Origin of the sequence: Streptomyces mobaraensis NBRC 13819 = DSM 40847, assembly GCF_017916255.1 — a bacterium.
In the GTDB taxonomy this organism is placed as follows: Bacteria; Actinomycetota; Actinomycetes; order Streptomycetales; family Streptomycetaceae; genus Streptomyces; species Streptomyces mobaraensis.
In genome coordinates this window covers 6,660,688-6,675,309 of record NZ_CP072827.1, presented here as the reverse complement: position 1 = coordinate 6,675,309, position 14,622 = coordinate 6,660,688, and the positions used below count along the sequence as shown (strand labels likewise).

Annotated in this window: 12 protein-coding genes; 6 read left to right on the top strand and 6 right to left on the bottom strand. The window is 70.5% G+C overall.

Translation table 11 applies throughout. The features are described 5' to 3' along the window. Positions 1-199: 199 nt before the first annotated feature. Positions 200-1,243: a terpene synthase family protein gene (locus J7W19_RS28710; protein ID WP_158688833.1), complete on the top strand. Its 1,044-nt coding sequence runs from the start codon at positions 200-202 to the stop codon at positions 1,241-1,243. A gap of 117 nt (positions 1,244-1,360) precedes the next feature. Here J7W19_RS28710 and J7W19_RS28705 read toward each other — a convergent pair whose 3' ends face one another. From J7W19_RS28705 to J7W19_RS28690, 4 genes are all read right to left on the bottom strand, one after another. Further along, complete coding sequence (locus J7W19_RS28705; protein ID WP_051072766.1) at positions 1,361-2,383, bottom strand: 4-hydroxy-3-methylbut-2-enyl diphosphate reductase; 1,023 nt, start codon at positions 2,381-2,383, stop codon at positions 1,361-1,363. Positions 2,384-2,759: 376 nt separating this feature from the next. Beyond that, complete coding sequence (locus tag J7W19_RS28700) at positions 2,760-3,839, bottom strand: polyprenyl synthetase family protein (protein ID WP_004954467.1); 1,080 nt, start codon at positions 3,837-3,839, stop codon at positions 2,760-2,762. Beyond that, the gene (gene ispG / locus J7W19_RS28695; protein ID WP_004954471.1) at positions 3,836-4,993 is read right to left on the bottom strand and encodes a flavodoxin-dependent (E)-4-hydroxy-3-methylbut-2-enyl-diphosphate synthase; all 1,158 of its coding nucleotides are present in this window, start codon (positions 4,991-4,993) and stop codon (positions 3,836-3,838) included. The genes J7W19_RS28700 and ispG overlap by 4 nt, the downstream gene beginning before the upstream one ends. Beyond that, the gene (locus J7W19_RS28690) at positions 4,990-6,873 is read right to left on the bottom strand and encodes a 1-deoxy-D-xylulose-5-phosphate synthase (RefSeq protein ID WP_051072765.1); all 1,884 of its coding nucleotides are present in this window, start codon (positions 6,871-6,873) and stop codon (positions 4,990-4,992) included. The genes ispG and J7W19_RS28690 overlap by 4 nt, the downstream gene beginning before the upstream one ends. A 596-nt stretch (positions 6,874-7,469) precedes the next feature. Here J7W19_RS28690 and J7W19_RS28685 point away from each other — a divergent pair. The 3 genes from J7W19_RS28685 to J7W19_RS28675 all read left to right on the top strand — a co-directional run bounded on the left by J7W19_RS28685 (position 7,470) and on the right by J7W19_RS28675 (position 10,223). Further along, complete coding sequence (locus J7W19_RS28685) at positions 7,470-7,721, top strand: hypothetical protein (RefSeq protein WP_004954480.1); 252 nt, start codon at positions 7,470-7,472, stop codon at positions 7,719-7,721. 783 nt (positions 7,722-8,504) lie between these two features. Continuing rightward, a complete protein-coding gene (locus tag J7W19_RS28680; RefSeq protein WP_210455400.1) occupies positions 8,505-10,001 on the top strand; it encodes an ABC1 kinase family protein in 1,497 nt (498 codons plus the stop codon). A 48-nt stretch (positions 10,002-10,049) separates the two neighbouring features. Further along, positions 10,050-10,223 (top strand): hypothetical protein, encoded by a 174-nt coding sequence (locus J7W19_RS28675; RefSeq protein WP_154080462.1) that lies wholly within the window; start codon positions 10,050-10,052, stop codon positions 10,221-10,223. A gap of 1,116 nt (positions 10,224-11,339) precedes the next feature. On the opposite strand, the gene J7W19_RS28670 is transcribed toward J7W19_RS28675, so the two are convergent. Further along, entirely contained in the window at positions 11,340-12,161 is an 822-nt protein-coding gene (locus J7W19_RS28670) for a lipase family protein (RefSeq protein WP_004940820.1), read from the bottom strand. 344 nt (positions 12,162-12,505) lie between these two features. Between J7W19_RS28670 and J7W19_RS28665 the strand changes: the two genes are divergently transcribed. Together J7W19_RS28665 and J7W19_RS28660 are read left to right on the top strand one after the other, a co-directional pair. Further along, positions 12,506-12,739, top strand: coding sequence for a DUF397 domain-containing protein (locus J7W19_RS28665; RefSeq protein WP_004940817.1), 234 nt, complete (start codon positions 12,506-12,508; stop codon positions 12,737-12,739). An 87-nt stretch (positions 12,740-12,826) separates the two neighbouring features. Next, positions 12,827-13,732, top strand: a complete 906-nt coding sequence (locus tag J7W19_RS28660; protein WP_004940816.1) for a helix-turn-helix domain-containing protein — start codon at positions 12,827-12,829, stop codon at positions 13,730-13,732. Positions 13,733-13,738: 6 nt separating this feature from the next. Here J7W19_RS28660 and J7W19_RS28655 read toward each other — a convergent pair whose 3' ends face one another. Next, a complete protein-coding gene (locus J7W19_RS28655) occupies positions 13,739-14,578 on the bottom strand; it encodes an SAM-dependent methyltransferase (protein WP_040888291.1) in 840 nt (279 codons plus the stop codon). Positions 14,579-14,622: the final 44 nt, after the last annotated feature.

The window sequence follows — 14,622 nt, the reverse complement described above, 5'->3', positions numbered from 1 at the left end:
GCCCGTCGGTCGGATCTCGGGAATTCCAGCGCATACCTAACATTCACCCACAGCCGGCTAGGAACCCCGTCCGCACTTCCGTTACGCCGGAGCCGACGGGAGTGAATTCGGCCCGTCCGCGCGCCCTGTCCCAGGGGAAATGCCGATCCTATGCTGACGGTGGCGGTGCCCCCCGATCATCCAGTGGAGAGGAGCACTCATGACCGGTTCCGGTGAACCATCGACCGGTGGGTGGAAGAATCACCTCGGGGTCCCTGTCCCCCGCTATCCGTGGCCATGGGTTCCCAGCCCTTTCAAAGACCATGTGTTGTCGGCAGAGTGCCACTGGTACGACACCGACTACACGTTTTTGTCGGCCGATACGCTGGAGAAGTACAAGCGGCACGGGCTGACCCAGGTGACCGCGTACATCTTCCCCGTGGATGATGTGGAGGCCGTTCTCCTGGCGAGCCGCCTCCTGATCTTCCACACCGTGTTTGACGACTACTTCGAACTCTGTCCGGCCACCGAGATGGCCGCGATCCGGGACCATCTGATCGCTGTTCTGCTCGGCGAGCCGCCCACTCCGACAGACCTGGGACTGTTCCGGCAAGTCGCCGCGGTGCGGGATGAGTGCCGGAAAGCAGGGATGCCCGACTTCTGGTTCGAGCGACTGGCCGACAGCTTCCACCGCTACATCACCTATGGGGTGATGGAGGAAGTGCCGTACAAGCTCGCCGGCGTGTTTCCGTCCCTCGCCTACGGTCTGTCCATCCACGATGCCGCGATCGGGATGCGCCCGCACTTCACCATGGCCGAGCTGGTGAACGACTGCCTGCTGCCCGAAGTGGTCTATCGGCACCCGATGTTGCAACGGCTGCTCGATGTGCACCACCGCCTGTTCGTGGTGCAGAACGACCTCTTCTCGCTGGACCGGGAGATTCATCGCGAGACGGAAGTGATCAACCACATCCTGGCCCTGCGCCACTGGGAAGGCATGTCGCTCCATGACGCGTGCGCGGACGTCATGAGGATGAACGACCGCTACGTGAAGGAGGCCGCCGACCTCCACGCGGCCTTGCTCGAAGTACCGTCGTTCGCACCGTTCAGGGAGACGATCGACCGCTATGCCCGCTCCCTGGAGACGATCCTCACCGGCATGAATCAGTGGTACCAAGAGGGGCGCAGCATCCGGTATGACGCGAGCGGGGGTTACCCCGAACCGGAGTACGCCTCGCCCCGGCCGAGCAGGCGCGACACCTGAGGCCCGCCGCCTGGCCGGCCGTGGCGCGAGCGGAGGACGTGGTCGGGGTCCGGGGCGGGCGAGGTGATGGCCCGGTACCAACGCCCCGTAGGCCGACGCGGCTACCACGGCCGGGGTTCAAGCCGTCCCGGCGGGCGACGGGTTGGCCGCGGCCTCGGCGCGGAGGTCGCGGCGGAGTTCCTTGGGGACGGAGAAGGTGATGGACTCCTCGGCGGCCTTGACGGTCTCGACGTCCTCGTAGCCGCGGGCGGCGAGCCATTCCAGGACGCCTTCGACGAGGATCTCGGGGACGGAGGCGCCGGAGGTGACGCCCACGGTGGACACGCCCTCCAGCCACGCCTCGTCGATCTCCTCGGCGTAGTCGACCAGGTGGGCGGCGCGGGCGCCGGCGCCGAGGGCGACCTCGACCAGGCGGACGGAGTTGGAGGAGTTCTTGGAGCCGACGACGATGACGAGGTCGGCCTCGGCGCCCATCTTCTTCACCGCGGTCTGCCGGTTCTGCGTGGCGTAGCAGATGTCGTCCGAGGGCGGGGAGAGCAGGTTGGGGAACTTGTTCTTCAGGGCGCCGACGGTCTCCATGGTCTCGTCGACGGAGAGGGTGGTCTGGGAGAGCCAGACGACCTTGTCCGGGTCGCGGACCTCGACGTTCGCGACGTCCTGGGGGCCGTCGACGAGCTGGATGTGGTCGGGGGCCTCGCCGGAGGTGCCGATGACCTCCTCGTGGCCCTCGTGGCCGATCAGGAGGATGTCGTAGTCCTCGCGCGCGTAGCGCACGGCCTCCTTGTGGACCTTGGTCACCAGCGGGCAGGTCGCGTCGATGGTGGCCAGCTTCCCGCGTGCGGCTTCCTCGTGGACGACCGGGGCGACGCCGTGGGCGGAGAAGATGACGATGTTGCCCTCGGGCACCTCGAACGTCTCGTCGACGAAGATCGCGCCCTTCTTCTCCAGGGTCTTCACCACGTATTTGTTGTGGACGATCTCATGGCGCACATACACCGGCGCGCCGTACTGCTCCAGGGCCTTCTCGACGGCGATCACGGCACGGTCCACACCCGCGCACCAACCCCGCGGGGCGGCGAGCAGGACCTTGCGCGGCGCCGGCGGATGACCCGCGCTCCAAGCGGACGGTCGGTCGTTCACGGGTTCCTCTCCAAGGGGTGCGTGGGCCCGGCCCGGTGCGGCTTCCGCCGGGACGTGCCGGCTCTCGCGGCCTTCGCCCGGTCGCCCGGCCGGTTCGGTGCGTGCCGTCGGGACCACGCGGAGCGCGATGCTCTTTCTGTAAGGGTCGCCGAGCCAGACCCTGCGGTCGTCGGCGATGCCGTCCAGCACCGGGTTGTCGAGGGTGTACGCCGCAGGGCCGGTGTCGGGGACGGGGGTCTCGGGGGCGGGGGTGTGTACGGTGACGACGACCCGTTCGAGGCACCACGTCCGGCCTTCGGCCTCCGGTTCCATGCGGAGGTAGGCGGGGTGGCGTTCCAGGTCGTCACTGTCCAGCCGGGGCAGGCGCGGGCGGCGTTCACGACGCGCGGTATACGGCCGCTTCGGCGACGGCGGACAGGGCCTGGACAGCGTCGTGGGGCAGCCGGGCGCGGTGCAGTGCGGTCATGGCCTGCCGGTAACGGTCGTCGATCATTTGCTCGACGGTGTGTTTGGCGCCGGTGTCGAGGATGATGCGGCGGGCTTCGGCGGCCCCCTCCTCGGTGAGGGTGCGGTCGCCCAGGAGTTGTTCGAGGCGGGTGCGGTCGCGGGGGCCGGCTCGTTCGAGGGCCAGTGCGGCCAGGGCGGTGGCTTTGCCTTCCCGGAGGTCGTCGAGGGTGGATTTGCCGGTGTGGTGGGGGTGGCCGAAGACGCCGAGGAGGTCGTCGCGGAGTTGGAAGGCCTCACCGAGGGGCAGGGCGTAGGCCGTGCAGGCGGCCAGGAGTGGTGGCGGGGCCGCGGCGAGGACCGCGCCGAGTTGCAGGGGGCGTTCGATGGTGTACTTGGCGGTCTTGTAGCGGATGACGGTCAGGGCGGTGGGCAGGTCGGGGGTGCGTCCGGTGGTGAGCAGGTCGAGGTACTGGCCGTACATCACCTCGGTGCGCATGGCGTTCAGGAGGGGGAGGACGGCGGTGAGTTGGCGGGGGGTGGGGTGGCCGCGGTGGAGGAGTTCGTCGGACCAGACCAGGGCGAGGTCGCCGAGGAGGATGGCGCCGCTGGTGCCGAACCAGTCGCGTGCGCGGGCCTGGCCGCACCCCGCGTAGTGGGCGGCCAGGACGCGGTGGGCGGTGGGCCTGCCGCGTCGGGTGGCGGAGCGGTCCATGACGTCGTCGTGGATGAGGGTGAAGGCGTGGAAGAGTTCGAGTGAGGCGGCCAGGTGCCAGAGGGCGGGGGGTTCCTGGGCGTCGGTCGCGGTGTGCCAGCCGATGACGCACAGCAGCGGGCGCAGGCGCTTGCCGCCGGCATCGAGCAGGCCGCTGAGCACGCTGCCGAACCGCTCCGCCTCCGGTTGCTCGGCGGACCGGGCCTTGGCGGTCAGGAAGTCGTCCAGGATCGCCTCGACGGTGGCCTTCGCCCGGTCCAGCTCGATACCGCGCGTGGAGGGAGTGGGCGTGTTCATGGCGTGTCCCCCGCGTTCGGTCCTCCCACGGAGGTGGGGCCGGCGTTGTCGGTCGTCTCCGCGAGCTTGAGTGCCTCGTCCAGCAGCGCTTCGACGATGCGACTCTCCGGTACCGTGCGCAGCACGCGCCCCTGGCGGAAGATCTGGCCCTTGCCGTTGCCGCAGGAAACCCCGAGGTCGGCTTCGCGGGCCTCGCCGGGCCCGTTGACGACGCAGCCCATGACGGCGACGCGCAGAGGGTGCGGGAAACCGTCGAAGGCCGCCTCCACCTGGGCGGCCAGGCGGTGGATGTCGACCTGGAGGCGGCCGCAGCCGGGGCAGGAGACGATCTCCAGCTTGCGCGGGCGCAGCCCCAGGGACTGCAGGATGTGGATGCCGGCCTTGACCTGCTCGACCGGCGGGGCGGACAGCGAGACGCGGATGGTGTCGCCGATGCCCTCGGCCAGCAGGATGCCGAAGGCGACGGCGGACTTGATCGATCCCTGGAAGGCGGGCCCGGCCTCGGTGACGCCCAGATGCAGCGGGTAGTCACAGGCTTTGGCGAGGATGCGGTTGGCGGCGACCATCGTCATCGGGTCGTGGTGCTTGACCGCGATCTTGATGTCGCGGAAGCCGTGCTCCTCGAACAGCGAGCACTCCCACAACGCCGACTCGGCCAGCGCCTGGGGGGTTGCCGCGCCGTGTTTGGCCAGCAGCCGGGGGTCGAGGGAGCCGGCGTTGACGCCGATGCGGATCGGCACTCCGGCGGCCGAGGCCGCCTTGGCGATGTCGGCGACCCGGTCGTCGAAGCGTTTGATGTTGCCGGGGTTGACGCGGACGGCGGCGCAGCCGGCGTCGATGGCGGCGAAGACGTAGCGGGGCTGGAAGTGGATGTCCGCCACGACCGGGATCGGGGACTTCTTCGCGATGGCGGGCAGGGCGTCGGCGTCGTCCTGGGAGGGGACGGCGACGCGGACGATGTCGCAGCCGGCCGCGGTGACTTCGGCGATCTGCCGCAGAGTGGCGTCGACGTCGGCGGTGAGGGTGGTGGTCATGGTCTGGACGGAGACCGGAGCGCCGCCGCCGACGGGGACATCGCCGACGTGGATGCGTCGGGTCGGGCGGCGCTCCGGCGTCTTGGGGGGCAGGTCGGGCATGCCGAGGTCGGTGGTCATCGCGGCCTCCGCGCGCCGTTGACCGGGTCGATGGCGGGGGTGACGTCGTAGGTGGTGAAGTCGGTCCGGGCGCGCAGCACCGCGGTGGTGATGCCGTCGGCGTCCAGCCCGGCGTCCGCGAGCAGGGCGGCCCGGGAGCCGTGGGGCAGGAAGGTCCGGGGCAGGCCGAGGCTGCGTACGGGTGTGGTGACGGCGGCGTCGGCGCAGGCTTGGGCGAGGAGGCTGCCGAAGCCTCCGGTGCGGGAGCCGTCTTCCAGTGTGAGGGCGAGGCGGTGGCGGGCGGTGAGGTGGAGGAGAGCGGGGCTGATGGGGACGATCCACCGGGGGTCGGCGACGGTGCAGCCGATGCCTTCCTCGTCCTCCAGGATCCGGGCGGCCTCGACCGCCGGCTGAGCCGTCGGCCCGGCGGCGATCAGCAGCACGTCCAACGGGCGGCCCGCACTGCGGTGGAGGATGTCCAGGCCGTCCATCCGGGCCAGTGTCTCGACGTCGAGTCCGACGGTGGCCTTGGGCAGGCGCAGGGCGGTCGGCCCGTCGTCGACGGTGACGGCCTCGCGCAGCAGTTCCTTCAGCCGGGTGGCGTCGCGGGGTGCGGCCAGGCGCAGACCGGGGACGGGGGCGAGCAGGCTGATGTCCCACATGCCGTGGTGGGAGGGGCCGTCGGGGCCGGTGATGCCGGCGCGGTCCAGGACGAGGGTGACGGGCAGGCGGTGCAGGGCCACGTCCATGAGGACCTGGTCGAAGGCGCGGCTCAGGAAGGTGGCGTAGACGGCCACGACGGGGTGGTAGCCGCCCAGGGCCAGGCCGGCGGCGCTGGTGACCGCGTGCTGTTCGGCGATCCCGACGTCGAAGACCCGGTCGGGGTGGCGTACGGCCATGGGGTGCAGACCGGTGGGCCGGAGCATGGAGGCGGTCACCGCGACAACATCAGGGCGTTCCGTGGCCAGGTCCAGCAGTTCCTGTCCGAAGACGGCGGTCCAACTGCGTGGCTGTACGGGGAGGGTGGCGGTGGGCGGGGGGAGGCCGGTGGCGGGGTCGAGGACGCCGACGGCATGGAAGCGGTCCGCCTCGTGCGCCTCCGCCGGTGCGTATCCCCTGCCCTTGACGGTGACGGTGTGGACGACGACCGGGCGGGCGAGGGCGCGGGCCTGGCGCAGGGCCGTTTCCAGGGCGGGGATGTCGTGGCCGTCCACGGGCCCGAGGTAGGCCAGTCCGTGTGCGGCAAACACGTTGCCCGCCGGGGCCGAGCCGGGGTGCCGGGAGCGGAGTTCGGCCAGGTGGGCGGCGAGGGCGCCGGTGGTGGGGGCGTAGGAGCGGCCGTTGTCGTTCACCACGACGATCACGGGACGTTCGGGTGATGCGGCGATGTTGTCGAGCGCCTCCCAGGCCATGCCACCGGTCAGGGCCCCGTCGCCGATGACCGCCACCACCGCCCGGTCGCCCTCCCCGGCCAGCGCACGGGCCTTGGCCAGCCCGTCCGCGTAGGACAGAGCGGTCGAGGCGTGGGAGTTCTCGATCACGTCGTGCTCCGACTCTTCCCGCGAGAGGTAGCCCGAGAGCCCGCCCGCCTGCCGCAACCGTCCGAAGCTCTGTTGGCGTCCCGTCAGCAGCTTGTGCACGTAAGCCTGGTGGCCGATGTCGAAGAGGACGCTGTCGCGCGGTGAGCGGAAGACCCGGTGGAGGGCGATCGTCAGCTCCACCACGCCCAGGCTCGGCCCCAAATGGCCTCCAGAGGCGCACACGGTCGCCACCAGGTAGCGGCGGATGTCGGCGGCCAGCGACGGCAGTGCCGAGGCCGGCAGGGACCGCAGCGCCTTCGGGTCCGTCACGGCCGTCAGAGACTGCGGTACTTTCGTCGTATATTCCGACGGACTCTTCATGGAGACCTCCGCGATGCGGGATGCTCGGGGCGTTCGTTGGTCGTCGGCGGTTCGCGGGGACGAGCGCTGCGCGATGTCGTCACCCGGCCTGACCGACACGGGCCGGCCCCTGCACGACGCCGGCTGAGTGAGCTGTCCCCGCGAGGCAACGGTGGATGCCGTCCATCGTTCGCATGCCCAGCCTTCACCTGCCCGGATGCGGGAAACAGGGTGCACTGTCCGGCGAAAGGAGGCACAGCGGCGCGAGGACGGAGGACGGCAGTCCGCCTGGCGAGCGGTGTCCGTCCGGAGCGCACCACCAGGGGCGGATCCGGCTGTCCGCGCCGGAGCACTGACACGTTCACGAGCGTCGTGAGGGCCGTTGAGGGCGGCTCCTTGCGGCACGGCGTTCCGTCGGAACAGGCCCCGCGCCGTCCCGTCCTCCCGGTCAGGGCCGGATGCTGCCCCAGGACCGCTCGCGCCTCTGTACCGGCCCTGGCCCAGCGACTTTGATGGAAGAAGCCGCCGACAGCCCCAGCCGGCACGAGCTGTCACGACGGGCCCGGCGCCGTACCTTCCCCGTACGCCCCCCTGTTACACGAGAGAGGTCTCCGCCGATGGCCACCGGCACACGCAGCCGCCGCACCGGATTCTTCCGGCTGATCGGCGACGTGATGGACGACGTGAAGGACTTCACCGACGACTTCCTGGACCGCGCGGGGGACCTGGAGCACGACCTCCGGAAGGCGGTGAGCAACGCCGTCCGGCCGGAGGAGGACACTGACACCGGTGCGACCGCCGCCGTTCCGGTGGGCCGGACCGCCGCGGGGCGGCCGGGCGCCGGGACGTCCGGACGAGCCGCCGAGTGACGACCGCGGGCCCGCCTCGCCGCACGAAAGGGCGGTCTGTCGGCTCTCTGGGCACTGATCACGGCCGCCCGCCTTCCGCAGGCCGACTGAGCGGACCGCAGACAGGTGAGGGCGGTACCGAGAAGTCCGGCCCGGGGAGCACGGCGAGGAGCGCGGCGAAGAGGCTCGGCAGCGGCATACTCGTGGTGCCGTTCCGGGGCCGCGGGACGGCAGCGGTACGCGCCTCGGGGGCCGGTGGAACGTAGGTCTCGCTGAAGGACGCGCATCCACTGACGCCCGCCGGTACCACGGCCACGAGAGCGAGACGCGTCACGTACTGCGCCATGGCACTTCGCATCAAGGTCCCTGCTCCCCCGGCGCCGGCGGTCTCGCCCTGCCCCGTAACCGCGACTGCGGGCCCACGCGCGTACGGCAGTGGATTCGGGCCGGCCATGACCCGCTACCGATCAGGCGCTCAGCCACTCCATGGGGATCGAAGCGGTAACCGCTTCGCATGTACGCGGGGGCGCGGGCGGCCGCCGCGCACGGCGGACGCGGCGTCGGCGGCGCTGTCGGCGGGCGCGCGCGGACTCGGGGTCCGCCGCGCTCCGCTGCCTGGCGCCCTGCGCGCCTCCCCGTCCTCGCGCGCCGGTGGGTGCGCGGTTGTTGCCCCACGACGGCATGGCGTGCACTGGACGGCGAGGAGAAACGGAAGGCCGGTGTGCCGAATCGGCGCTCGGCGTCGTGGCCGGTCCACGCGGGCGTCGGGCGGTACGGGATGGCGGGGTTGGGGATGGGGGGAAGGTGTCCGGTGGGCGCGCGCGGTACGTCGCCCGGGTGCTGGGGCGGTTGCTGGCCGAACAGGCGCGGGCCCGCCGTAAACCGGGGGACGGGGCGGAGGAGCGGGCGCGGGCCGTGCGCGAGGCGCTTCAGGACCTCGGGCCCTTCTACATCAAGGTCGGCCAGTTGTTGTCGACCCGGCCGGACTTCGTACCGCCGGCCGTGCTGGAGGAGTTGGCGACGCTGCACGACCGGGTCTCTCCCGCGCCGTTCTCGGATTTCGAGCCGGTGCTGGCAGCGGACCTGGGACCCAAGTGGCGGCGCTTGCTCCGGGATTTCGACACGGCCTTGCCGCTGGGGGCGGCGTCCCTGGCCCAGGTCTACCGCGCGCGGCTGGCCGACGGCACCCCCGTGGCCGTCAAACTGCAACGGCCCGGCACACAGCGGGTGATGGCCGACGACATGCGGCTGCTGCGCCGGGCGGCCGCTCTCGTGGCGCGTGCGACGCCGAGGTTCACCGCGGTGGTGGACGTACCCGCCATGCTGGAGGTGCTCTTCGACGCCATGGAGGCCGAGACGGACTTCCGCGTCGAGGCCGCGAACATGCGCCGGGCCCGGCAACTGACCGAAACCTACGAGCACCTGACCGTACCGCGGGTGCTGATGCCGCCGACCCGGCGGGTGCTGGTGCAGTCCCTGGCCCCCGGGACGTCGATCCGCGACGCCGACCCGCGCGACTTCACCCTCGCCCAGCGCACCGGCATCGGCCGCGACCTGATGGCGTTCATGTACCACGGCTTCTTCCTCGACCGCTACTTCCACGCCGACCCCCACCCCGGCAACCTCTTCGTCCACCCCGGCGAGCCCGCCCACCTGATCGACTGGGGCATGGTCGGCCGCATGGACAGCTCCACCAGCCGCAGCCTGGTGCTGGCCCTGCTCACCATCGCCGACAACGACGGCGCCGGACTGGCCAAGACCTGGGCCGAGATGGGACACCCCACCGCCTGGGCCGACCTGGCCGGCTTCCGCTCCGACATCAGCCGCCTCGTACCCAAGGTCACCTCCGCCTCCCTCGACGAACTCGACTTCGGCCTCACCCTGACCGCCGTCCTCACCCACGCCACCCACCGCGGCATCCGCAGCAGCCCCACCATCTCCCTGCTCGGCAAATCCTTCGCCAACCTCGAAGGATCCATCCGCTACCTGTGCCCGGAACTGTCCATCACCGACGTCTTCGCCGACAACCTGCGCACCATCATCTTCGGCCTCGCCCGCGAAACCCTCTCCGAGCGACAAGCCGCCCGCACCGCCCTGGACATCATCATCGCCGCACCGGGAGCACTCCAGCAGACCCGCGGCATCCTGCGCACCCTCGCCGACCAGGACCTCACCCTCCACGCCAAGGTCGCCGGCGAACCCAACCGCCGCGGCGGAGGGAAGGAGACCGGCTCCCGCGCTCCCTGGGCGGCGGCTCTCGTCCTGGCCGCCTACCTGGCCCGCGCCGGAAGACGAAAATGAACCAGGACCGCGTCCGCCCGGCACCACCGTCATCCGAGGAGAGGGTTCTTGCTGTCGCGTCCGCGCGGTCTCTTCTTCTGGCTGGTCGTGATCATCCTTCTGTTCCTCATCGCCACCGCCCCCGTCGCCACGGCGCACACGATCCTGGCAGTGTGGCGGTCGATCGTGACGCTGTTCACCGGACTGAAGATCTTCATCTCGGTCCTCAGCGCCCGACCCTGACGAGGGCGCGCGCCATCAGGTCCGGCAGCGCCTTCCGGGCCTCCGGTGAGTGGGGCCGGGGTGTGCGAGGCGCCGCACGGAATCTCGTCCGCTCGGCACAGCCTCTGCCCTCACCCACACACCGTGCCGACGGTCCGCAGCGAAGGAGTCAGTGTGCGAAGTGGCCCAGTGTCGTCCGCGCTACAGCCCGTCCTGGTGGCGATTGTGCTGATGGTGACGAGCGGATGCGCGTCCTTCAGCGCCACCTACGTTCCGCCGGCGCCCCCGGTCCCGGCACCCGTCGCTCCGCAACCCGGCCCACAGCCCATTCCGTCCTCGCCCGTGCCCAGACCGTACGCGTCGCTCGCAGCGCCCGGGCCCCCGACCGGCCGGCCATCGACGACGACCATGCCGTCGACGTCGGGCCGACCGCCCGCGGCCGACGCCCACGACGGACTGTCGCTCACCGAAGCGCCACTCCTCCGGCCCGCGGCTCCGTCACCCCGGCCGGCCCCCGCAACGGACGAACCCTCGCCCCCGGCCGTCCCACGCGGCGAGACACCGCCGGCCTCCGTCGACGCGCGGTGCATCTGCCGGCAGGCGACCCGCGCCGAAGGGCAGCAGGCCCTCTCCTCCCCGGACGGATCATGCCCCGACGGCCGGTTCCGTGGTGAGCCGTCCGCCGGCGGTCCGTCCCACGGCGTCCCCAGGTGCCCCGATCCGCGACCCGACGCCGCGCCGCCCGACGACACCGACGAGCCGAGCGGCCCTCCGGGCGAGCGGTAGGGGAAGTCCTCCCTTCCCGCGACTCCCCGCCCCTGTGCGCGCAGAGCGTCGGCGCCCCGGTCTTCCAGGCCCACGGGGCTCGGTGTGCGGGCGTTCTCCTGACCGCCGCCTGAAGAGCTGTACACCGCCCCGGGTCGGTCCCGTGGTGCCGGGCTGCCGCCCCGGCGGCTGAGTGTGCTCGTGGTCCTTCGTCCCGGCCTGTGGGGGAACTGCCGCCCTCCCAGCCTGGCCGGGCCCGGGGGCGGCTCCCCGTGTGTCCCACCCTTGGTTCGCCGGGACGGATGTCCTTGGTCGCCTGAGGCAGCGGTCGCCTGGGGTCAGCGATCGCCGGGAAGCAGTGATCGTCGGACGTCAGCGCAGGTTCTGCTCCAGTGCGGCGAGGTACCTGTGGATCGAGTGGTCGCGGATGCCGTCGCTCGCCGGGGCGAAGGCGTCCGCGGTCAGGCCCTTCGCCTTGTCGGCGAGGCCGCCGAAGAACGACATGGACTCGCGGATCCGACCGTCGACGTCGATGTACCGCAGGGTCTCGACATGGGTGTACGCCGGCTCGGGTGGCAGCTGCGGCACGATGTCGTTGTTGTTGACGAAGCGGTAGAGGCGTTGCTTGAAGCCTTTGTTGCAGGCCATCGCGAGGATTCTGTCGCAGGTGCGGGGCTGGCCGTAGGTGTAGACGCCGTCGGCCAGGAGCTTGGGGTCCTCCAGGTACATCCGGGCGCCGGCGAGCATGGCGAGCGCGCCGCCGAGGCTGTGGCCGGTGAACCAGAGGGTCTGGCCGTCGGTCCGCACTTCCTGGAGGGTGTCCTTGATCTCCGGGTAGATGGACTCCAGGGCCTCAGCGAAGCCGTAGTGGACGTAGCCGGTCCTCGCCGGGCCAGGCCGGGGCGGGGTGGTGGCGTCGGAGAGCCAGTCTTTGATCTTCGCGGGTTCGGTGCCCCGGAAGGCGACGATGACCATGTCGTCGCCGGCCATCGTGTACGCCTGGGTGTCCTCCAGTGGGAACGGTGGCGTGAAGCGCGTCTCGTGGTGCCGTACGGTGTCGAAGCCCCAGTCGCGGGCCTGCTTCTCGATGGCGCCCTTGTCCTTGTAGGCGAGATCGGACGCCTGGGCGAGGCAGTAGGCCTGGGCCAGGCTGTAGCCGCGGGTCTTGTGGTCGATCGTGGACGGCACGGACACGGCGGGGTTCCTTTCACGGCGGCGGAGACGGGCGCATCTCAGTCATTGCCGTGGGACGCGGGCGGCAAAGAACTCCCCTGCCCGATCCACTCGAAAAGGTGTGCTGTGCTGTCTGCCGGTGACGCTGAGAACCCGCTGCCCGGTGGCCCCACGCGACCTCCCAGGGCAACGGCGGCACAGCACTTGTCACGCGTTTTTCAACCACACACTTTCGGGGGACACCACGGAGCGTCCCGCACTCCCTAGCATTCTCATCACCCCTTCCCATGCAATTGCATATGGGAAACGGTGATCTCGTCAGAAGCAAACCCGCAGGTCAGAAGCGCAAGGGAGAGGTCATTCACATGATCTTCAGCAACGGCATGCCGGCGAGCGCCTTCGCGGACGTGGAGTGGGTCAAGAGCAGCGACAGCATCGGCGAGGGCAACTGCGTGGAGCTGGCGCAGCTGCCCGGCGGGGAGGTGGCGGTGCGCAACTCCCGCTTCCCCGACGGGGCGGCCCTCGTCTACACCAGGGAGGAGATGGTCGCCTTCCTCCGGGGCGCCAAGCGCTGCGAGTTCGACGGCCTGGTCGACTGAGGCCGGAACCGTAGGCCAGAGGTAGAACGGCAGGCATCCACCCTCCATGCTGGGACCGGCATGTGTCGGTCGCGCAGGGGAGAGTGGATGTCTGCCGTTCCCAAGCCTCAGCCGGAGCAAGCTGCTTCCGTCGCCGGTCGGCGAAGTGACCAGAAGCAGTCGGGCTCCACCCGTCTCCTGGGCGACGAACTCCGCAGGATGCGCCAGGAGCGCGGACTGGGCCTGAAGGACGTCGCCCCTGTCATCCGGGGGTCGATCTCCAAGGTCAGCCGCCTGGAACGCGGCGAGAGCCCGCCGAAGGAGCGGGACATCTGGGACCTCGTCCACTTCTACCGAGTTCCAGCGGAACGGCTGCGCATGATCGAGGAGTTGCTGCAGCAGACGCGCAGCGAGGAATGGTGGCAGCAGTACACGGATGTCACCCCGGCCTTCCTGCGCCGGCTCATCAGCCTGGAGGGCCAGGCGGAGAAGATCTACACGTACGAGACCCACGTCGTCCCCGGCCTTCTCCAGACACCGGCCTACACCCGGGTGCTGATCAGTGCCGCTCTGCACGGAGCGAGCGCGGACGCCATCGACCGCCGGGTCCGATTGCGCCAGGGCCGCCGGGCGGCGTTCAGGGCAGGCCGCCCCAGGGTGGTCGCGCTGTTGGAGGAAGCGGTTCTGCGCCGGCTCGTGGGGAGCCCGGAAGTGATGCGGGAACAGCTCCAGTACCTGATCGACATCGGTCGGCAGGGCGGCATCAACATCAGGGTGATCCCGTTCTTGAAGGGTGCCGACGCCGTCCCCTTGTCGTCGGTCACTCACCTGTACTTCGACGACGGTGGCCCCCCCGAGCTGGTCTACCTGGAGCACCTCAACAGCGCCCAGTACCTGACCCGCCCGAGGGAGATCGACCAGTACCGGCACGTCCTGAACCGGCTGAGCAGCTGCGCCGCCGACCGGAGGGAGAGCGAACTCCTCCTCAAGAAGGCGATCGCCGGGTTCAGCTGAGCGCCGTCAGCCGGGGAGGCGCGCCACTCCGCCCCATTCGACCCACTCCTCCGGGCGTTTGGCCGGCAGTGGCGCCGTGGGGTCGGCCCGCCAGTCGATGACGTCGACCAGCCCGGGATCCAGGACGTCGAGGCCGTCGAAGTAGGCGCGGACTTCCTCCTTCTCCCGCACCCGGCCCCACTTGCCGCCCGTACTGCGCGCCATCAGCTCGGTGACCTGGCGACGGATGGCGGGATCGTCGCTGACGAGCTGGCAGATCACCATGAGGTTGCCGGGCCCGAGTTCCCTCAGGCGTTCCGCGGTGCGGCGGACGACTTCGCGGGGGTCCTCTGCATCACCGGTGTCGGGCAGGCAGTGCAGCACGGAGACGAACAACGCCGCTGTGCGGCGGCCCGGTTCGAGAAGGTCGCGGACGGCCTGATGGCCGAAGATCTCGTCCGTGTCCCGCATGTCGGCGGAGACGACCGCCGTGTTGCGGTTCTCGTCCAGCGTGGTGCGGCCGTGGGCCAGGACGATCGGGTCGTTGTCGACGTAGACGACGCGGCAGTCGGGGTCGATCCGCTGGGCCACCTGGTGCACGTTGTCCTGGGTGGGGAGCCCCGAGCCGTGGTCGAGGAACTGCTCCACTCCGTAGTCGCGTACCAGGATGCCGACGACTCTGCGGAGGAAAGCCCGGTTATGAAGGGCGATTTCGCGCGAACTTGGCGCAATCTTGAGCAGTTCGGAGCAGGCTGTGCGATCCGATTGGTAGTTCTCGATCCCTCCTAATAACCAGTCGTACATGCGCGCCACGCTCGGTACGTTTGGGTCGATGTCGGGATCCTGTTCCTTCTCTCTGCGGACCACGCTGCCCCCTTCGGTTGCGGTCCGGCCACGACAAGAAGCCGCCC

Coding starts and splice junctions, on each gene's coding strand:
- J7W19_RS28710 (WP_158688833.1), top strand. CDS start 200: ATGACCGGTTCCGGTGAACCATCGACCGGTGGGTGGAAGAATCACCTC.
- J7W19_RS28700 (WP_004954467.1), bottom strand. CDS start 3,839: ATGAACACGCCCACTCCCTCCACGCGCGGTATCGAGCTGGACCGGGCG.
- ispG (WP_004954471.1), bottom strand. CDS start 4,993: ATGACCACCGACCTCGGCATGCCCGACCTGCCCCCCAAGACGCCGGAG.
- J7W19_RS28690 (WP_051072765.1), bottom strand. CDS start 6,873: ATGAAGAGTCCGTCGGAATATACGACGAAAGTACCGCAGTCTCTGACG.
- J7W19_RS28685 (WP_004954480.1), top strand. CDS start 7,470: ATGGCCACCGGCACACGCAGCCGCCGCACCGGATTCTTCCGGCTGATC.
- J7W19_RS28665 (WP_004940817.1), top strand. CDS start 12,506: ATGATCTTCAGCAACGGCATGCCGGCGAGCGCCTTCGCGGACGTGGAG.
- J7W19_RS28660 (WP_004940816.1), top strand. CDS start 12,827: ATGTCTGCCGTTCCCAAGCCTCAGCCGGAGCAAGCTGCTTCCGTCGCC.